Genomic DNA, 17,217 nt, shown 5'->3' with positions numbered 1-17,217 from the left:
TTAAAACGTAATTTTCAGTGTTGTGATAGCTTATTTTAAGTTCAGCTTTGAGAGATATATTGTAGGTGGCGCGCAAAAAGATACTCTATATTTCGTATTAAACATCCTTTACTATGTGATTGAAAATAATGATAAGGTTATTACTATGAATGTGTTAGTCACTGGTGGGTTAGGTTATATTGGTAGCCATACTTGTATTCAAATGTTAGAAGCAGGCATGACACCGATAATTCTAGACAATTTGTACAACAGTAAAAAGTCTGTGCTTGAGCGCATTGCGAAAGTTACAGGTGTTGAGCCTTTGTTTATTGAAGGTGATGTACGAGACAAAGAAAACTTAGTTAAGGTTCTGAAGGAGCAAAATATTGGAGCGGTTATTCACTTTGCAGGGCTTAAAGCTGTGGGTGAATCGGTAGAGAAACCACTCGAGTATTACGACAACAATGTTAATGGCACCTTGGCCCTAGTAGATGCAATGCGTCAAGTTGGTGTCAAGAGTTTGGTCTTTTCTTCGTCTGCAACTGTTTATGGTGATCCTGCGTCCGTGCCTATTACAGAAGATTTTCCTACTAGTGCAACAAACCCTTATGGTCGCAGCAAACTGATGGTGGAAGAATGCCTCACAGATTTTGAGAAAGCGAATCCAGATTGGAGCATCACCTTACTGCGCTATTTTAACCCCGTCGGATCTCATCCGTCAGGCGATTTAGGGGAAGACCCGTCGGGTATACCGAACAACCTAATGCCATTTGTATCACAGGTTGCTGTAGGAAGAAGGGAGTATTTATCTGTATTTGGTGATGATTACCCAACGCCCGATGGAACTGGTGTACGTGATTATATACATGTCATGGACTTATCAGATGGTCATGTTGCTGCGCTGAAGAAAGTAGGGAATAAGCAGGGTCTTCATGTTTTTAATTTAGGTACGGGTAATGGCTACAGTGTTCTAGAAATGGTGGCTGCCTTTGAAAAAGCGTCGGGTAAACAGGTGCCATACAACATTGTGCCAAGAAGGCCTGGTGATATCGCGGAGTGCTGGGCTGACCCATCAAAAGCAATACAAGAACTGGATTGGAAAGCTGAGCGAACTCTAGAACAAATGACGACAGATACATGGAGATGGCAGTCGAATAATCCCGAAGGTTATCCGTAGCCATAGGAAGGCCGCTATCTAATTACTCCTCCCTAAGCTAAGTGATTAGCTCTGGGAGGTACAATATGGGTTGTCTAGCACTACTGAATTTGTTCAATATTCACCCTATTTAAGTAATGGTTACCCTTCTAGCTCTTGTACTTTAGCTCTGCATCCTTAGCGGTTTGGGTAGCCGAAGATTTTGAATATTATTAGACTAACTTGTATGACTGTAAGTGAAAACATTAGCAACAGTTGGTGAAGTACTGGCGACGCTAACTCAACTGTGCGACACAATACAACTGGACGTATTTACGAAGGGCTTGTTTATCAATAGGACGTTGAAGAGGGTGAGTGTATTTAACAAAATATGGACTCAAGGAGAAACAATCTTCCAATAGATGACCTAACAGACTATCGGCTTCTGATAGTTTTACACCTTGTGTTGTATATTGTTCAACATCATCTGGTAGCTGTCCTGTCCACCAATGAATCAGTTCTCTGCTCTGTCTATTTCGTGAGAACCAATGATCGCCAATCAGTAGAAGTAGATCATTAGGTTGAATGGCAAACGAGTATTCCCCTTGCCAATGATCTATGGCTTGAAGAAACGTTTTTCTGCACATGTTGCCACCTGTGACCATATGAGACGCTAAGACCCATACTGTTCCTACATCAGAGGTAATTCTGTAGTGATGGATAGGGTTGAAATGAGCAGTGGAGCCTAAGGCTACATATTCACAGTCATGGCCGAATTTCGTCAATGTACGGGATAGCCGACGGGAGAAGGCTAAACTCAAGTGGTGCTCATCCATCCCCTCACTATGAATATTTGGGTAATGTTTCTGGTAGAGCCTCATACAATCTGTCTGAAACTCATTAACACTCTTTATCAACAAGTCCAACAGCAAGGTGATTCTCCAAAACGTTGCGATACTATCAAAAATGTTAGCACGTGAATTTCGTAATTAGTTACATTTGGATATAAAAATATTAAACATTTTTAGAGGTTTATGGTTAAGATTGAAGTTGCGTCACAACACTACAAAGAGTGTTATTTGTTATGTTGCTATATCTCCAATATCGACTAAACATTTATCGTCTTTCTTGATCACAGTTATGATCATGTCAGTTCTGGGTAATATGGCTCAGTACTCGGGGCCAAAAATTAGTCATCAATTTTTTTGAACAACTTGATCAACTCAGGATGATTTTATGAATGTAAAGATGGGTAAATAATCTGTGATAGGAATAACCTAGACGATAGTCTAGTTGATAAAGAGATGCGTTTACTATTGGATAAGAGCTATGAGTTCAGAAGTTAAAAACTACAATCCAGTTACCAGAGCTATCCATTGGACATCTGCGGTTGTTGTTACCGGTATGTTTGCAGTTGGGCTATGGATGGTTGATTTAAGTTACTACAGTGAATGGTATAAGACTGCGCCTCATTGGCATAAGTCTATCGGGATACTTCTTGCGGGGTTGACCATATTTCGTATCGTATGGAAGAAAGCAACAGTTTCGCCCGATATTGAAGGTAAGCCGTATGAAGTTATCGCCGCCAAGCTGGTCCATTTCTTGATGTACTTAGCCTTGCTGACACTATTTATTTCTGGATACCTAATCTCTACAGAGGATGGGCGAAGTATTGATGTGTTTGATTGGTTTGCAGTCCCAAGCCTAGGGGCATTATTTGAAAATCAGGCTGATATATCTGGAGAAATACATTTCTATTGTGCTTGGGCACTTATTCTGATGGCAGGAGCACATGCTGCGGCTGCGATCAAACACCACGTGATAAACAAAGATAATACTCTACGTAAGATGATAGGAGCTTTAAAATGAAAAAAAAGGTATTCGCTACTGGACTAGCGGCTTTCGTTATGTGGCTGCCATTTGGAGCCAGTGCAGCGGACTACGTTATTGACACTAAAGGTGCTCATGCATCGATCAACTTTAAAGTAAGTCACCTAGGGTATAGCTTTATAAAAGGTCGATTCAATGACTTTGAAGGTGATTTTTCTTATGACCCTAAAAATGTGAGTGCTTCTAAAATATCAGTTACCGTTGATACTACCAGCCTAGACTCTAATCATGCAGAACGAGACAAACATATACGTAGCGGCGATTTCATCAATGCATCAAAGTTCTCCAAAGCGACATTCAAAAGCACAAGTGTTGTCGATAAAGGAGATGGTAAGCTCGAGGTTAATGGCGATTTAAATCTACATGGCGTTACCAAACCAATCACAATAGACGCTCAGTTTATTGGAGCAGGAGCGGATCCATGGGGTGGTGAAAGGGCCGGCTTTGATGGCAAAGTTCGTCTCGAGCTGGCTGATTTTAAAATTCCGGTAGTGGGTTCTTCCAGCTATGTTGACATGGAGCTGCATGTCGAAGGTATCAAAAAGTAACAAACAAGATGCCTCTGATGATTTTGTCAGAGGTATATTTCTATGTATTTCCGTTCGCCATCGTGACAACGCGTTTTAACGTCCACCTAATCAATAATGGTATGCAATCCATCCCTTTCGTCTCGCAGTATGAAACAATAGCAAGTGCAAGGTCAGGTTTCGCAAACTTTTTCAGAACTCTGGTGACCACTTTTTTGGGCGGAATTGGATGATCTAAAGGTATACGGACCATATCTTTAAAAAACGCCTCAAAACCATTGTTATATAAATAATGTTCAATATCTCGATCAGGCAGTTCTGTTAAGCGATGCCTTTCTTGATCATTATCTAATTGAGCTCTAACTGCGGAAGCGTATTTTTTACCTGCGGCATCACCATCGGTGACCACATGCCAATCAATTCCAAATGCTTTTGCTATTTTAACCAAGGACTTTAACCCTGATTGTGCGAACTCGATAATTTGTACACCTTCAGCAGCGAGGTTGTAACCGCATTGATTGGCAAGCTCATTGAATAACCAAACCTCTGTTTCCCCTTCTACTAGAAGCCAGCACCTAGCGAAAAGTGCACCAGAGCGATGGAATCTTATGTGGAATCCAATTCGTCTAAGTTCATCTTTGGAGAAACCTTGAGCGGGAAGGTAAGTGGTAATGGTTCTATCAGACTGCCTCACCAAACGGCGGATACTGTTAAGGGGGACTTGTCCGAGTAGGTCACCGCTATTGGTAGTAAGAATTTTTTGCATTGGCAATAATTGAAGCAGGCTCCAAGCTCTGGCTAAATGGGTCGGGTGAAGTCGACCTTCTGGGTCTTCAAGAATAAGTAATGGTCTAGCACATCGACGTAACTTATTCGGCCCTTTTGCTTGCAAGTAAGCGTTAAGCAAACCCATAAACAATAACCTAGTTTGTTTGCTTTGAGTTTCTTCGACCACTTGAGAAATACTTTTGTTGTTCGGTGAGCTGTTAAAGAAAATGCCATCTCTCTGCTTGCGAAGGTTTTTACGCGTGTTGGATTTGAATGAAAAATAGTGTTCAACCAACACATTCATCGAATTTAAACTGCTTTTCATCTCGCCCTTATTTACGTGGCCAGGAACCGCCATCAAGCGCCGACATGTATTGTTGATTCGCTTTTCGATTCGGTCATTATCATCACCGTTAAAATTTATAGGCCTTTCAAATCTGCGAGAGTCTTTCAGTCTTATAACAGGGTGAAGGGTCATCAGTTCTTGAGCAAGTTTTTCTGAGTGATGTAATGGAAGTGTGTTCCCTTGGTTATCCAGAAATGAGTATCGTGTTTTTACTTCATGCCCATTTCGACTCGCACTCAAACAATAAATGATTTTGTTTGTCCCTTGAGCGTTTTGAATCCATACAGGCCTGACTTTTCGGTAACGACCGGAATTTATTTCTTTTTTGTCAGTAGAAACTAGACTCAATACAATTTGTAGATGTTGTGTTTGAGGATGAGCAACGGAGTAATCGACGTGAAAGTCAGCCATTTCGAACTGATATGGTATGCCCTTCGGTGGTAGTGCAACCGCAAGAGCATCCAGTAGTGATGATTTACCCCAGGTATTTTCTCCAATAAGGGTAGTGAGTTCTTCAAATGCGATGGAAAGTCGCTTGATTCCACGAAAGCCGGAAATTTCTATCCGCTCTAGAAGCATTAACCGATCCCAAGTGAGCTATCCTTCTTATGAGCATAATAGAAAAAGCTCTATGAAGCAGAAGGTTAGTTCACAAAGTTAAAAATATTTATCCCCTTAATCTAGCCATATGTATTTTGTAAACCAATAAAAACATGAAAGTTAATGAATTTGTCATAAGTGTCCATGTATTATGTGTGTGAAAATGAGAGATAAATATGAAATATAAAAAGAATAAGATGTCAAAAATTAGACTTGTGCACATAAATGATACCCATTCACACTTCGAACCTACCTCACTTCAACTATCGATTAGTCTACCAAAGCAAGATATATCACCCTATGTTAGTGCAGGGGGCTTTGCCAGAATAGCCACTCGAAAAAAGCAGCTCGAATCCACTCTTTGTGATTCCAGAGAGATGGTGTTTCTTCATGCGGGTGACTGCTTTCAGGGCACTTTGTATTTTACTTTGTTTAAGGGAGAGGCGAATGCAGAAATGCTTAATGCACTTAACCTTGACGCTATGGCTTTGGGCAATCATGAGTTAGACATGGGTAACCTGCCTGTCGCCAAATTTGTAAAGCAAATTAATTTTCCTTTACTGGCGGGCAATTGGGATCTTTCTGGAGAAATGAGAGACAAAACATACAGGCTCCGAGATAGTGAGAATGTACATTCATTTGATCCTAAAACTCAAACGGCCAGTTGGATTATAAAGTATGTTCAGGAAGAGCCCATCGCTATCTTCTCGTTAGCGATTGATAAAATGTCCGATATATCGAACCCTGACCATGACACGCCCTTTACTGATTCAATACAAACAGCGAAAAATACGGTTGAGGCAATTAAATCTCAGGGAATCAACAAGATAATTTTACTGAGCCATATGGGTTATGAAGCCGACTTTGATTTGGCCGAAAAGGTTGATGGGATAAGTATTATCGTCGGTGGGCATAGCCATCGCTTGCAAGGTGACTTTAGCGCTTTAGGGCTTAAAAAAGACGATGACTATGGAATGGTCGTTAATGATACTTACATTGTTCAAGCAGGTTATCACTCCCTTAGCATGGGACATTGTGATATTGACTTTGATGAGAAGGGTAACGTTATTAAGTTTACCGGAAAAAACGAACTCTTACTCGGTCGGCGTGTTTTCTTGGACGCCAGAATGACGAGTGCAACGGATCAAGCGCCATATAATCTAGCTCGTCAATTTATTGACAATCATCCTAATGTGATTGTTTGTAAGAAAGATCTTAATGTTCAGGCGATTTTGAATAATAGGTACTTACCTCGAGTTCGAGAATTGCAGAACCAAATGATTGCTGTGGCAGGTCGGCCAATGCGTCATGTCAGAGTTCCGGATGAACTTGGTGCAAGTGAATTGGCACCTATTGTTGCTAAGTCTTTTGCTTATTCGATGAGTAAGCTTGGTTATAGTGTGGACTTCGCTATTCATAACGCAGGGGGAGTAAGGAACTCACTGCACCAAGGTAATGTTTCCGTTGCTGATATTGCCGGAAAACTGCTCCCATTTGCCGTCCCTGTTGGTGTTTATAAAGTGAGAGGGAAGGATATTGCCGCGGCACTCGAAGGGGCAATAAACAATGCGCTGAATAATGGAGTTAAGGGGACTGGTGATGGTTCTTATCCATATACACATAACCTTAATTTTAAATATTTAGGCCAAGCACCGATAGGGAAAAGAATTGTTGAACTTCAAATATACACTCCAATCGAAGGCTGGCAACCAATTGATAATAAGAAATATTATTTAGGTACATCCTCAGCTTATACAATGAAAGGCAAGGAAGGGTTCGATGCCTTATTGAATATGGACGGAGAGGAAATTGTTACAGATTGGTCCATGACGGATTGTTTTATTGAGCTACTCAAAGATAATCCGAATGAGCTTAATGCCCCCCAACTGACACAGCAAATTTGGTGGCACAAAGGTTGCTAGTCATCCATTGAGCTAATGTTAACTTGGGGGACCTATGCTAAAGAGAAATTGGTTCGATATCGTGGTTGTAGTCAGCTGGGTAGGAGTTTGGTCAGCGCTGGTTTACTTCATCCCGTCTGGCGGCATATAAATGCCAAAGGTCAGTTTGTGGGGAGGATCTCCCCGCAAACCATTTAATCTCTGTTCGATTTTAACTACGGCAAGATTTCTGCAGCACTTTTCTCTTAAAAATAGATAAATATATCTATTCTATTTTCTTGTTCCAAAATACTTAAATAGTAACACTTCAGTTGTAATAGACATGTCATAATTCGATCATCAGGTTGTAACTCTTAGGTGGGTTAAAAATCACTATTCACAAACTCTTCAATCAACAGTAAGTACCGATTAATTAAAGCTAAAATTTTCAATGTAAACAAAATGTGAACGTAAGATTCTTCGAACTGACAAAGAAACATTCTATGCATAATGTCTATGTTTATCTTCATAATTTTGCAGTTTTAGTGCATTTTATTTTTACTTAATGTTAATGTCTTGTTTCATTAGAAAAACTAATGTCAAGACTGAAAATTTGTCATTTTTTGAACAGCAAATTATTGACTAATATTCACTCATCGAAACAAGTTAACCCAATTTATAGAGAGGAAATCATGGCTCAAGCAATGCACATCGGAACTATTGAAGCACCTATCTCTATGGACAAAAAAACCTATACGGTTTCATTCAAAGGATTGATTGCACACCTATTCGATATTCTTTTTACAGACAATACTCCTCATACGTACTATGCAGGTGATATGTCTGGTCATATTCAAAAAGATATAGGTCTGTATCGATAGCAATAGTAATGCTATCGATAGTGAACTTAAGCGCCAGCAGTAATGTTGGCGTTTTTTAATTTTGGTGAGTTTACTTTTTAGAAATATGCCTGACTGTGGTACTCGTCAGGGAGTCAATACTGCTATTTTTAGTCGTTAGATAGCGTTCAAATTCAGGCAAAAGTGGCCCTAGAGCATCAGTTAATGTATTTCTGATGGTATCGACCACCACTTGAGTCCCTCGTTCAATTTCAATATTGACATAATCTCCGAGAGCTTTTTCTTCAAATGTCGTTTGGCGGCGAGTTTCAGGGATGAGCCAAACCTCAAACCAATTGCTTGATTTATCGACTTCAGAAACTGTAAGGCTAGCACCATTTATCGCTATGTATCCTTTTGGAAAAATATAGGGCTTAAGTGATGGTGGAAGCTCAAGCCTAAGACGGTAATTATCTTCTATTGTTTCAATTTCAGCGACCTTAGTTTTGTCATCAATATGTCCAGAAAGAGGGTGTCCGCCAATTTCTGCCCCATCTTTCGCTGCCCGCTCCACATTTACCTTTGTGCCTGCGTTACAGCTTCCAAGCGTGGTGAGCCGAATACTTGGCAGCATTACATCAAATGAGGCTTTGTTCGGTGGTAGCAGCTTGGTGACGGTTAAGCACACACCATCGACAGCTACACTTGCTCCTATGTCAAGGTCATTGCAAAAGCCTTGTTCAAACTCAATGTCGAAAGTACGGATCCCATTATGATCCTCTATGTCCTGAATGGCGGCGATTGAGGAAATAATTCCAGTAAACATTAGTGCTGCTCCGATTTGATGTTTATGAAGGCATAGAGGCTCTGACAAAGCTTGGTGGCTATGGTTGATAGAACAAGCTTGGAAGCGATGAAATATGCAATTCGACGTATGAACTGAATCTGATTCATGGTGACTCCTAGATAGTTAACCTGAATCAGGGCGATGTGATACAAGAGCCAGCATAGGTCACTCTAATAAGTCAGAGTAAGTGTTGGCTCTTATTCTCTTTCATCCGGACTATAACCGTCGGCTCTGGTTTCTCACCAGATCTGCTGACCTCGAAACATCGAGCGCTCGCGGGCTCATCTCGATGAGATTTACCGCCGGTGGGGAGTTGCACCCCGCCCTGAGAATAGTTGTAAGGTCCAAGTTTGGATTATGGCAGAATAATAGATTTATCCCTAATTGGAAAGTGAGGCTGGTTTAAGGCTATGATTTCTAGCTCTCAATTGGCAAATCGGAATTTGCTCCCCATTCTGTCCAAGAGCCATCGTATACCAATAAGTCACGGTAACCTGCAATTTGAGCGGCAACTAAAACAATAGCGGCGGTGACACCAGAACCACAGCTAAATATATACTTTGCTTTTGCTTGATCAAGAGAGGTGGACAAGATTTGCTTTAGCTCAGTGGGTGATTTGAGCTTATGCCCATCTATTAGTTCAAGAAATGGCTGACATATCGAGTTAGGGATATGTCCAGAACGTAAGCCCACTCTTGGCTCAGCAACTTTTGCCTTAAAGCGCTCTTGAGAACGAGCATCAACGATTTGGCAAGTTGAATCATCTATATGGCTCAACACAAAATTAGAGTCGACAAAATAATTGGAGTTTAGTTGACCAATAAAATTACCTTTTAATGAAATCTTCTCATAAGAAGTCGTTGTTTCGAGACCTGAGTTTTTCCATTCTGTTAGGCCGCCATCGAGTATATACACCTCTTTATGTCCCATTGCTTTAAACATCCACCAAGCTCGCGGTGAAGCGAAGGTGCCGCTGTTGTCGTACACAACGATAATGGAGTCTTGATTTAACCCTAAGTCGCATGCAAGCGTGTTAAAGCGCTCTTCAGTGGGCATCATATGCGGAAGTGACGAGTCAATATCACAAAAGACTTTATCGTAATCGAAACGAATGGCACCCGGGATAATATTTACTTTGTCATTTGTAGGGGCCGATGGGGCTTGGAAATCAATACTTGCGTCGAGGATAGAGAGCTTTCCAGTATTACGCAGTTCGTTTAACTGTTTTGGTGTGATAATGGGTGACATAAATTTCCTTATTTACACTTGGTGAGTTTGTGTTTGGCCGTTTAGAAAATTTAACTACATACAATGCAGCTACTTTGCTTGGATACTTTCAGCTCTTGCCATGACATGGTCATGCCATCCATAAGTAACAACATGCCTTGTTTAGGTTGACCAAAATTTGCGATAAGCTTGATTGCTTCTAGTGCTTGTATTGTACCGATAATACCGACGATAGGCGACATAACGCCTGACTCCACACAGCTCAAATTAGTGTCTCCAAATAGAGAGCTCAGACATTGATAACATGGCTGACATTTATCCTTATAGGTAAAGACACTTATATGTCCTTCCATTCTTATCGCTGCGCCTGATACTAGGGGGACTTTGAGTTTGTAACAAAGTCGGTTGAGCTGGTTTCGAGTATCAAGGTTGTCAGAACAATCAAGGACTAGTGTATGCTGACTAACCTCATACTCTAAATCTGGTTCATCTAATCGCTTGGCTATGGAGTGAATATTTAGGTGAGGGTTCAATTGTTTGAGCGACTCAGTTGCAGAGTTCACTTTGTATTGCCCTTGGTTACTGTCGTGATGCAAGACTTGCCGATGAAGGTTAGACAATTCAACCACATCGTCATCGATAAGCGTTAAACTGCCGATGCCGGCGGCGGCTAAATACTGGCTAGCAGCACACCCTAAACCGCCAAGACCAATAATAAGGACTTTGCTTTGTTTTAACGCCTCTTGCCCCTCAAAATCAAAGCTTTTGAGAGTAATTTGGCGATTATAGCGCAGCATTTCTTGATCAGAGAGAATGGTCAAATCAATTCCTAATAGAGTGAAGGATTAAACAGTTGAATGTTGACAGTGTCACCTATTTCAACATGCCCACGGTCTTGCTCAAGCACTGCAAAGCAATTGGCGAGACTCATAGAACGGAATGCTCCTGAACTTTGATTGCCCGTACTTTCAACAAAGAATTGACCATTTTCAATACTATATATGGCTCTTTGGTAATCTGTGCGTCCGGGAACTTTTCTAAAGGCAGAGCGCGACTCAGCCGGTATCGATTCAGGTGCTTTCCATTGAGAATGTCCTGCTAATTTTGCTAGTAGAGGTTGAACTAAAACGTACATAGTGACGACCGCTGATACCGGATTTCCTGGAAGTCCGCAGAACCATGCGTTTGTTAAAGAGCCGAAAGCGAATGGCTTACCTGGCTTGATCGCCAGTTTCCAAAAATCAATATTTCCGATTTCTGCTAGTATCTGCTTTGTGTAATCTGCTTCACCAACACTGACGCCACCAGAAGTCACGACAACATCAGCCAATGCTTGGGCCTTTTCAAAAGTAGACTTTAGCTCGCTTGGACTATCAGGGATAATACCTAGATCTATGGCCTCACAACCGAAGTTTTCAATCAAAGGTTTTATACCATAGCGGTTGCTATCATATATTTGCCCTGATTGGAGAGGTTCACCCAATGAGACTAATTCGTCACCAGTAGAGAAAAAAGCGACGCGTGGCTTTCGAAAAACATTAACATGGCTAATGCCCAAAGAGGCAATCATAGGGATATCTCGAGCCGTCAATCGAGCGCCTTTGGGCAAAACCAAGTCACCTTGTTTTATATCGTCGCCTTTTGGTCGAATATTGCTTTGTGGCTGGATGTTCGATGCCTCAAAGATAGCGCCTTGGTCTGTCACTTGTGCTTTTTCCTGCATAATGACAGCGTCACAACCCTTAGGAACTGGGGCTCCGGTCATAATTCTCACACAGGTATTTTTCGGCCAAGTCCCGCTAAAAGGTTGCCCAGCATAAGATGTACCGGCCACAGGTAAGGCTTTATTTTGGCCTAAATCCTCAATGCGTACAGCGAATCCATCCATGGCAGAATTTGCAAAAGGTGGGACGAAAATGGGAGAGTTAATATCTTCTGCGAGCACATAGCCAATCGCATCGAGCAACGGGAGTGGTAAGTCTGTTTGAACTGGTTTAATTGATGCTAGCATCTTAGCTATCGCATCATTGATTGGCATTAAGCCAGGCGCGTCACAGCAACCCATCATATCGCCTCTGTATTATTGTTGTTTTGTTACTAATGTCGTTAATGATTATCGTACCATAGATAATGGCAGCTACAATAAAAGCCATTGATAAAATATGGGTGTAATTGTGCAAAAATACGAGTATCCTAGCTTTCCCAAAATCTTACCCATTAGGGTGAGGTTCGTAGCCACTCAGATTGAGTGACTTTTTGGAACAACAGATACCATAGGTTGATGTTAAAACGGCAAACAAACTTTGAGAGGAAGTAGGATGTCAGGTCTGAGTGAATCTGCAAAATTGGTAAAAGAAGCGCTAGAGAACCGTGGGTTAGAGACGCCAATGTTACCAAATCAAATGAACCGAGAAGAGAAAAAAGAAAAAATTCAGCATCATATGCGTGAAATTCTTACTCTATTGGAACTCGACCTTACAGACGATAGTCTTGAAGAAACACCACATCGAATCGCCAAAATGTATGTCGATGAAATTTTCTCTGGTCTGGATTATTCAAATTTTCCTAAAATCACTGTCATTGAGAACAAAATGGACATGAGTGAAATGGTACGTGTTAAAGGTATCACAGTGACCAGTACGTGTGAGCACCACCTCGTTACCATAGACGGACTGGCGACCGTTGCCTATATTCCCCGAGGAAAAATAATCGGCTTATCTAAGATTAACCGTATTGTGAGGTTTTTCGCTCAGCGCCCTCAGGTCCAAGAGCGAATGACCCAGCAGATCTTGGTTGCTCTGCAAACTTTGCTCGAATCTGATGATGTTGCTGTGACTATTGATGCCACTCACTACTGTGTTAAATCACGCGGAGTCATGGATGCAACTAGTGAAACTACGACTACAGCCCTTGGTGGTATTTTCAAGAGCAATCCTGCCACAAGACATGAGTTTTTGCATGGAATACGCTAGGTAATAAACTAAGCCAACTATTTTTATGAGCCGCTTCTTGTATGAAGCGGTTTTTTGCTTTTTACGGTCAGTACCAACAATGGACCTGACCATTCTTAAAGGTTTTTTTATGAGCAACACATTTAAGAGTCTTAACCTAAAAACTGAATTGATTGAGACACTAGATAGTTTAAATTATTTTGAAATGACACCGATACAACAGCAAGCATTACCTATTGTATTGCAGGGGAAAGATGTCATAGGGCAGGGTAAAACTGGTTCGGGGAAAACCGCGACTTTTTCGTTGGGGTTACTCAGTAATCTTAAGGTAAAGCGCTTTCGTGTTCAGTCATTGGTGTTGTGTCCAACTCGTGAATTAGCTGACCAAGTCGCTCAAGAGATTCGCATGCTTGCTCGTGGAATTCACAACATCAAAGTATTAACTTTATGTGGCGGGATGCCCATGGGCCCACAAATTGGTTCTCTTGAACATGGAGCCCATATATTGGTGGGCACCCCAGGGCGAATACTTGATCATTTATCAAAAGGTCGCATCAATTTAGATGAGCTTAACACTCTAGTGTTGGATGAAGCTGATAGAATGTTGGAAATGGGCTTTGAAGAGGCCATTGATGCGATTACTGCACAAGCTCCTAAAACAAGACAGACGCTATTGTTTAGTGCTACTTTTCCCGCCAATATTGAAACATTAGCATCAAAAGTGATGCAAGAACCACAGATGGTCAAAGTTGAGTCAACTCATCAGCTAAGCACTATTGAACAGCAATTTTTTCTACTTGAGACGCTAAAAGAACGTGATGAAGCACTTGAAGCTTTGCTTTTAACCCACAAACCTGAGTCTTCAGTTGTGTTTTGTAATACCAAAAAAGAAGTTCAAAATGTCACCGATGAACTGAATTATCGAGGCTTTAGTGTTACAGAACTTCATGGTGATATGGAGCAACGTGACCGTGAACAAGCGCTGACGATGTTCGCCAATAAAAGTATCTCAATTTTAGTTGCAACGGATGCGGCCGCTCGAGGTCTGGATGTCGATAACTTAGACGCGGTCTTTAACTATGAGTTATCTCGTGATCCAGAGGTTCATGTCCATCGCATTGGGAGAACAGGGCGTGCAGGGGCGAAAGGTATGGCGTTTAGCTTTTTTAGTACCAAAGAGTCGTATCGTGTTGCTCAAATTGACGAGTATATGGACATTGAAATTTCGCCAGTAAATCTACCTGAGAAGCCTATTGAAAAACCTTTCTACCCCAAGATGCAAACTATTCAGATTTTGGGCGGCAAAAAACAAAAAGTTCGAGCTGGTGATATCTTAGGTGCGCTAACTAAGCAAGCGGGGTTGGATGGAAAGAAGATAGGCAAAATAAAAATCTTACCTATGGTTTCATATGTTGCGGTCGAGCATGATCTTGTAAAGCCAGCCCTTAAACAGCTTCAAAACGGAAAAATGAAAGGCCGGGATTTTAAAGCTCGCATCATGAAGTAACGGCACAACCCAATAAGTAATCATTCTATTAACAAAATAAGACTTTCTTATCGAAAGTCTTATTGTCTACTATGAGTAGCTCGTAAAGAAAAAATTAAGCCAGCCTAAACCGGATGGCTTGGCTTATTCGTTTTTAGCTAGCAAATAAATACAGGTACTCGCCATAACCTTGTTGCTCTAATTCTTCCTTGGGAATGAATTTCATTGCTGCTGAGTTCATACAATAACGCAATCCAGTTGGGGCAGGGCCGTCTTTGAATACGTGACCTAAATGAGAGTCCGCAAAGCGACTTCGAACCTCGGTTCTTGGATAAACAAGGTAGTAATCGGTTTTAGTCACTATGTATCCTTCGTTAATCGGCTTGGTAAAGCTTGGCCACCCTGTACCTGATTTGTATTTATCAGTTGAAGAGAATAGCGGCTCGCCAGAGACTATATCAACGTAGATGCCTTCTTGCTTGTTATCCCAATATTCATTATTGAAGGCTTTCTCAGTGCCTTCTTTTTGTGTTACGTAGTACTGTAAACTGGTTAGCTTGTCTTTAATTTCTTTATCCGATGGTTTTTTATACGGCTTCACATTGGCAACGGCGTTATGTTCATCAATCAATTGACGCAGTGTTTTAGGGTTTTTCTCTCTGTCATCACCAAATATATCATTAAGATACTGATCTCGCCCTGAGGCATAGCGATAGTAGTTATAACGAATTTTGTTATGTTTGTAATAGTCTTGGTGGTAGGCTTCTGCCGGCCAGAATTTGGAGAACTTGATCAATTCCGTTTTGAGTGGTTTTTTAAAGATTCCAAGGCTCTCAATTTCATCCATAAAATCTCTCGCAATCTGCTTTTGCTCATTATTATGATAAAAAATCGCTGGACGATATTGAGGGCCTCGGTCTACAAAGGACCCTTTGTTGTCCGTTGGGTCTATGTGACGAAAGAACTGATCGAGCACTTGTTCGTAGCTGACAGTATTTGGGTCAAATTTCACTTCAATGACTTCAATGTGCCCTGATTTACCGGAAGAGACCTGCTTATATGTAGGATTTTCCAGCTCACCACCTGAGTAGCCGGACACTACGTCGATTACACCATTGAGCTTTTCTAGATCAGATTCAGTGCACCAGAAGCAGCCTCCCGCTAGGGTTGCTATTTCATAACCATTTACGTTTTTAGTGTTTACTTCTGTTTTAGCGGCGCCTAAAAATGACGTTAGGGCTGCCATCAGAGCAAGGGCAGAAAGGACTATCTTCGACTTAACTTTCATATCAACCTCTTCGAATACTTTGTCTTTGACTAATAAGAAAGGTGAGAACACAAAAAAATTGCATTTAATATGACTTTTTAACAATACGAGTCGTAGGGTACAAAAAAGGCAACCTAAGGTTGCCTGTATTTGATTGATATTATTGGACTAGCCCAAAGAGGGAAGAACGCCAGTAGTAATCAGGATTTGAGCGGTAATGATCACTAAGCCGACTGACCCACTAATCATAAGTCCTAGATTGCCGCCAATAACCTGATATGTTTGCTGATTGTTTTGACTCACGCGGGCTTTTTTTACCATCAAAACAGGAAGGAAAATGGCGAGAACTGCGAGAGATATGGCCGCGTAACCTAAAGCCATGATAAAACCTTGTGGGTAAAACAGAGCGAAGCCCATAGGTGGCAAGAAGGTGATTGCGCCTATGATAATGCGGTTGGATGACGCTTTCTTTTTGTTGAAGGTATCGCCCAAAAACTCAAATAAGCCTAAGCTAACACCCAAGAACGAAGTCAATAGAGCAAGATCTGCAAACACACCAATAGTCTGGCTTAGGTTTGACTGATGAACTTTGGTTGATAATGTCGCAATAAGTCCACTTAAGCCTTGATTCTCTATCAATGTATCTTGGCTGACTACGCCTAAAGTAACGATTTGCCAAAACACATAAATGATCAATGGAATAGAAGAGCCTATAATGATGGCTTTTCGAAGTGATGGTGTGTTGCCATCTAGGTAATTGACGATCGCAGGTATGCTGCCATGGAAGCCAAAAGAGGTAAAAATAACCGGTATAGCAGCCACAATTAAGCCTTGCTCTATTGGCATGCTAAGGAGATAAGACTCAGTCACGTTTGGGGCGAGAAAGCTCAGTGCTGTGGCCATAGCGATCAGCTTTACAGCAAATAGGACTCGGTTCACCTTATCTACGGTACTCGTGCCTATGGTTACCACTGAAGCTACGATAAAGGTAAATAAAACTGTCGATGAAGTACCGCTTAACTCAAAACCCGTAAAATAAGCTAGGCGTTGACCAAATTGAGCACCACCGCCGGCTATGTAGGCCGCACATAAAGAATAAAACAGAAAAAGCATAGAGAAACTAGCTACCCATTTACCTTTACTTCCCAAAAACTGTTTAGCAAGAGTGTGCAGAGTAGCACTTGAGTCCGCATGCTGGTGCAACTCAACCATTAATAGTGCGGTGTATGACATCAATGCCCAAAGTGCAAACATAATAATCAGTGATGACGAAAACCCTATCCCAGCAGAAGCCAGTGGTAGAGCTAGCATTCCTGCTCCAATGGTCGTCCCGGCAATGATCAAGGTGCTGCCTAGTACTTTTGATTTCTTCATGTATTATTTTCTTTACAGTTATTTATTGTGGGTCTTAACGCTTTTGCACATGACAAACTACGTTTTATATCTTATTGAATAACGCATTTTGTAAAAAAAAG

The 17,217-nt window shown here is 41.3% G+C and carries 15 protein-coding genes and 1 riboswitch; of the genes, 7 read left to right on the top strand and 8 right to left on the bottom strand.

Features of this window, described 5'->3' with window-relative positions:
• The first annotated feature begins 145 nt into the window (after positions 1-145).
• On the top strand, positions 146-1,156 hold the full coding sequence (gene galE, locus FIV01_RS15995; protein ID WP_152431995.1) for a UDP-glucose 4-epimerase GalE: 1,011 nt from the start codon (positions 146-148) through the stop codon (positions 1,154-1,156).
• A 254-nt stretch (positions 1,157-1,410) separates the two neighbouring features.
• Here the strand turns inward: galE and FIV01_RS15990 are convergent, their stop codons facing one another.
• A complete protein-coding gene (locus FIV01_RS15990) occupies positions 1,411-2,046 on the bottom strand; it encodes a hypothetical protein (protein ID WP_152431994.1) in 636 nt (211 codons plus the stop codon).
• A gap of 397 nt (positions 2,047-2,443) precedes the next feature.
• Between FIV01_RS15990 and FIV01_RS15985 the strand changes: the two genes are divergently transcribed.
• Positions 2,444-2,983, top strand: coding sequence for a cytochrome b (locus FIV01_RS15985; RefSeq protein ID WP_152431993.1), 540 nt, complete (start codon positions 2,444-2,446; stop codon positions 2,981-2,983).
• Positions 2,980-3,552, top strand: coding sequence for a YceI family protein (locus FIV01_RS15980; RefSeq protein ID WP_152431992.1), 573 nt, complete (start codon positions 2,980-2,982; stop codon positions 3,550-3,552). Before FIV01_RS15985 ends, FIV01_RS15980 begins: the two co-directional genes overlap by 4 nt.
• A 40-nt stretch (positions 3,553-3,592) precedes the next feature.
• On the opposite strand, the gene FIV01_RS15975 is transcribed toward FIV01_RS15980, so the two are convergent.
• Positions 3,593-5,224: an ATP-dependent endonuclease gene (locus FIV01_RS15975; protein WP_152431991.1), complete on the bottom strand. Its 1,632-nt coding sequence runs from the start codon at positions 5,222-5,224 to the stop codon at positions 3,593-3,595.
• A gap of 197 nt (positions 5,225-5,421) precedes the next feature.
• Between FIV01_RS15975 and FIV01_RS15970 the strand changes: the two genes are divergently transcribed.
• Both FIV01_RS15970 and FIV01_RS15965 read left to right on the top strand, forming a co-directional pair.
• The gene (locus FIV01_RS15970) at positions 5,422-7,167 is read left to right on the top strand and encodes a bifunctional metallophosphatase/5'-nucleotidase (protein ID WP_152431990.1); all 1,746 of its coding nucleotides are present in this window, start codon (positions 5,422-5,424) and stop codon (positions 7,165-7,167) included.
• A gap of 650 nt (positions 7,168-7,817) precedes the next feature.
• On the top strand, positions 7,818-8,006 hold the full coding sequence (locus FIV01_RS15965) for a hypothetical protein (RefSeq protein WP_114786377.1): 189 nt from the start codon (positions 7,818-7,820) through the stop codon (positions 8,004-8,006).
• A 70-nt stretch (positions 8,007-8,076) separates the two neighbouring features.
• On the opposite strand, the gene FIV01_RS15960 is transcribed toward FIV01_RS15965, so the two are convergent.
• The 4 genes from FIV01_RS15960 to moeA form a co-directional block, all read right to left on the bottom strand.
• Positions 8,077-8,790 carry a riboflavin synthase subunit alpha gene (locus FIV01_RS15960; protein ID WP_152431989.1) on the bottom strand — a complete coding sequence of 238 codons (714 nt, stop codon included), beginning with the start codon at positions 8,788-8,790 and terminating at the stop codon, positions 8,077-8,079.
• 216 nt (positions 8,791-9,006) lie between these two features.
• Positions 9,007-9,148: riboswitch (FMN riboswitch) on the bottom strand.
• Positions 9,149-9,228: 80 nt separating this feature from the next.
• Complete coding sequence (locus FIV01_RS15955) at positions 9,229-10,059, bottom strand: sulfurtransferase (protein ID WP_152431988.1); 831 nt, start codon at positions 10,057-10,059, stop codon at positions 9,229-9,231.
• 50 nt (positions 10,060-10,109) lie between these two features.
• The gene (gene moeB / locus FIV01_RS15950; protein ID WP_152431987.1) at positions 10,110-10,859 is read right to left on the bottom strand and encodes a molybdopterin-synthase adenylyltransferase MoeB; all 750 of its coding nucleotides are present in this window, start codon (positions 10,857-10,859) and stop codon (positions 10,110-10,112) included.
• A gap of 8 nt (positions 10,860-10,867) precedes the next feature.
• Positions 10,868-12,103, bottom strand: coding sequence for a molybdopterin molybdotransferase MoeA (gene moeA / locus FIV01_RS15945; RefSeq protein ID WP_152432753.1), 1,236 nt, complete (start codon positions 12,101-12,103; stop codon positions 10,868-10,870).
• A gap of 253 nt (positions 12,104-12,356) precedes the next feature.
• On the opposite strand from moeA, the gene folE reads away from it, so the two are divergent.
• Entirely contained in the window at positions 12,357-13,010 is a 654-nt protein-coding gene (gene folE, locus FIV01_RS15940; protein WP_152431986.1) for a GTP cyclohydrolase I FolE, read from the top strand.
• A gap of 109 nt (positions 13,011-13,119) precedes the next feature.
• Positions 13,120-14,496 (top strand): ATP-dependent RNA helicase DbpA, encoded by a 1,377-nt coding sequence (gene dbpA, locus FIV01_RS15935; protein WP_152431985.1) that lies wholly within the window; start codon positions 13,120-13,122, stop codon positions 14,494-14,496.
• Positions 14,497-14,629: 133 nt separating this feature from the next.
• On the opposite strand, the gene msrB is transcribed toward dbpA, so the two are convergent.
• The gene (msrB, locus tag FIV01_RS15930; RefSeq protein WP_152431984.1) at positions 14,630-15,763 is read right to left on the bottom strand and encodes a peptide-methionine (R)-S-oxide reductase MsrB; all 1,134 of its coding nucleotides are present in this window, start codon (positions 15,761-15,763) and stop codon (positions 14,630-14,632) included.
• Between the two features lie 147 nt (positions 15,764-15,910).
• The gene (locus FIV01_RS15925; protein ID WP_152431983.1) at positions 15,911-17,116 is read right to left on the bottom strand and encodes an aromatic amino acid transport family protein; all 1,206 of its coding nucleotides are present in this window, start codon (positions 17,114-17,116) and stop codon (positions 15,911-15,913) included.
• Positions 17,117-17,217: the final 101 nt, after the last annotated feature.

Source organism: Vibrio aquimaris, from assembly GCF_009363415.1.
Taxonomy (GTDB): Bacteria; Pseudomonadota; Gammaproteobacteria; order Enterobacterales; family Vibrionaceae; genus Vibrio; species Vibrio aquimaris.
This window is presented reverse-complemented; position numbering and strand designations above follow the sequence as displayed.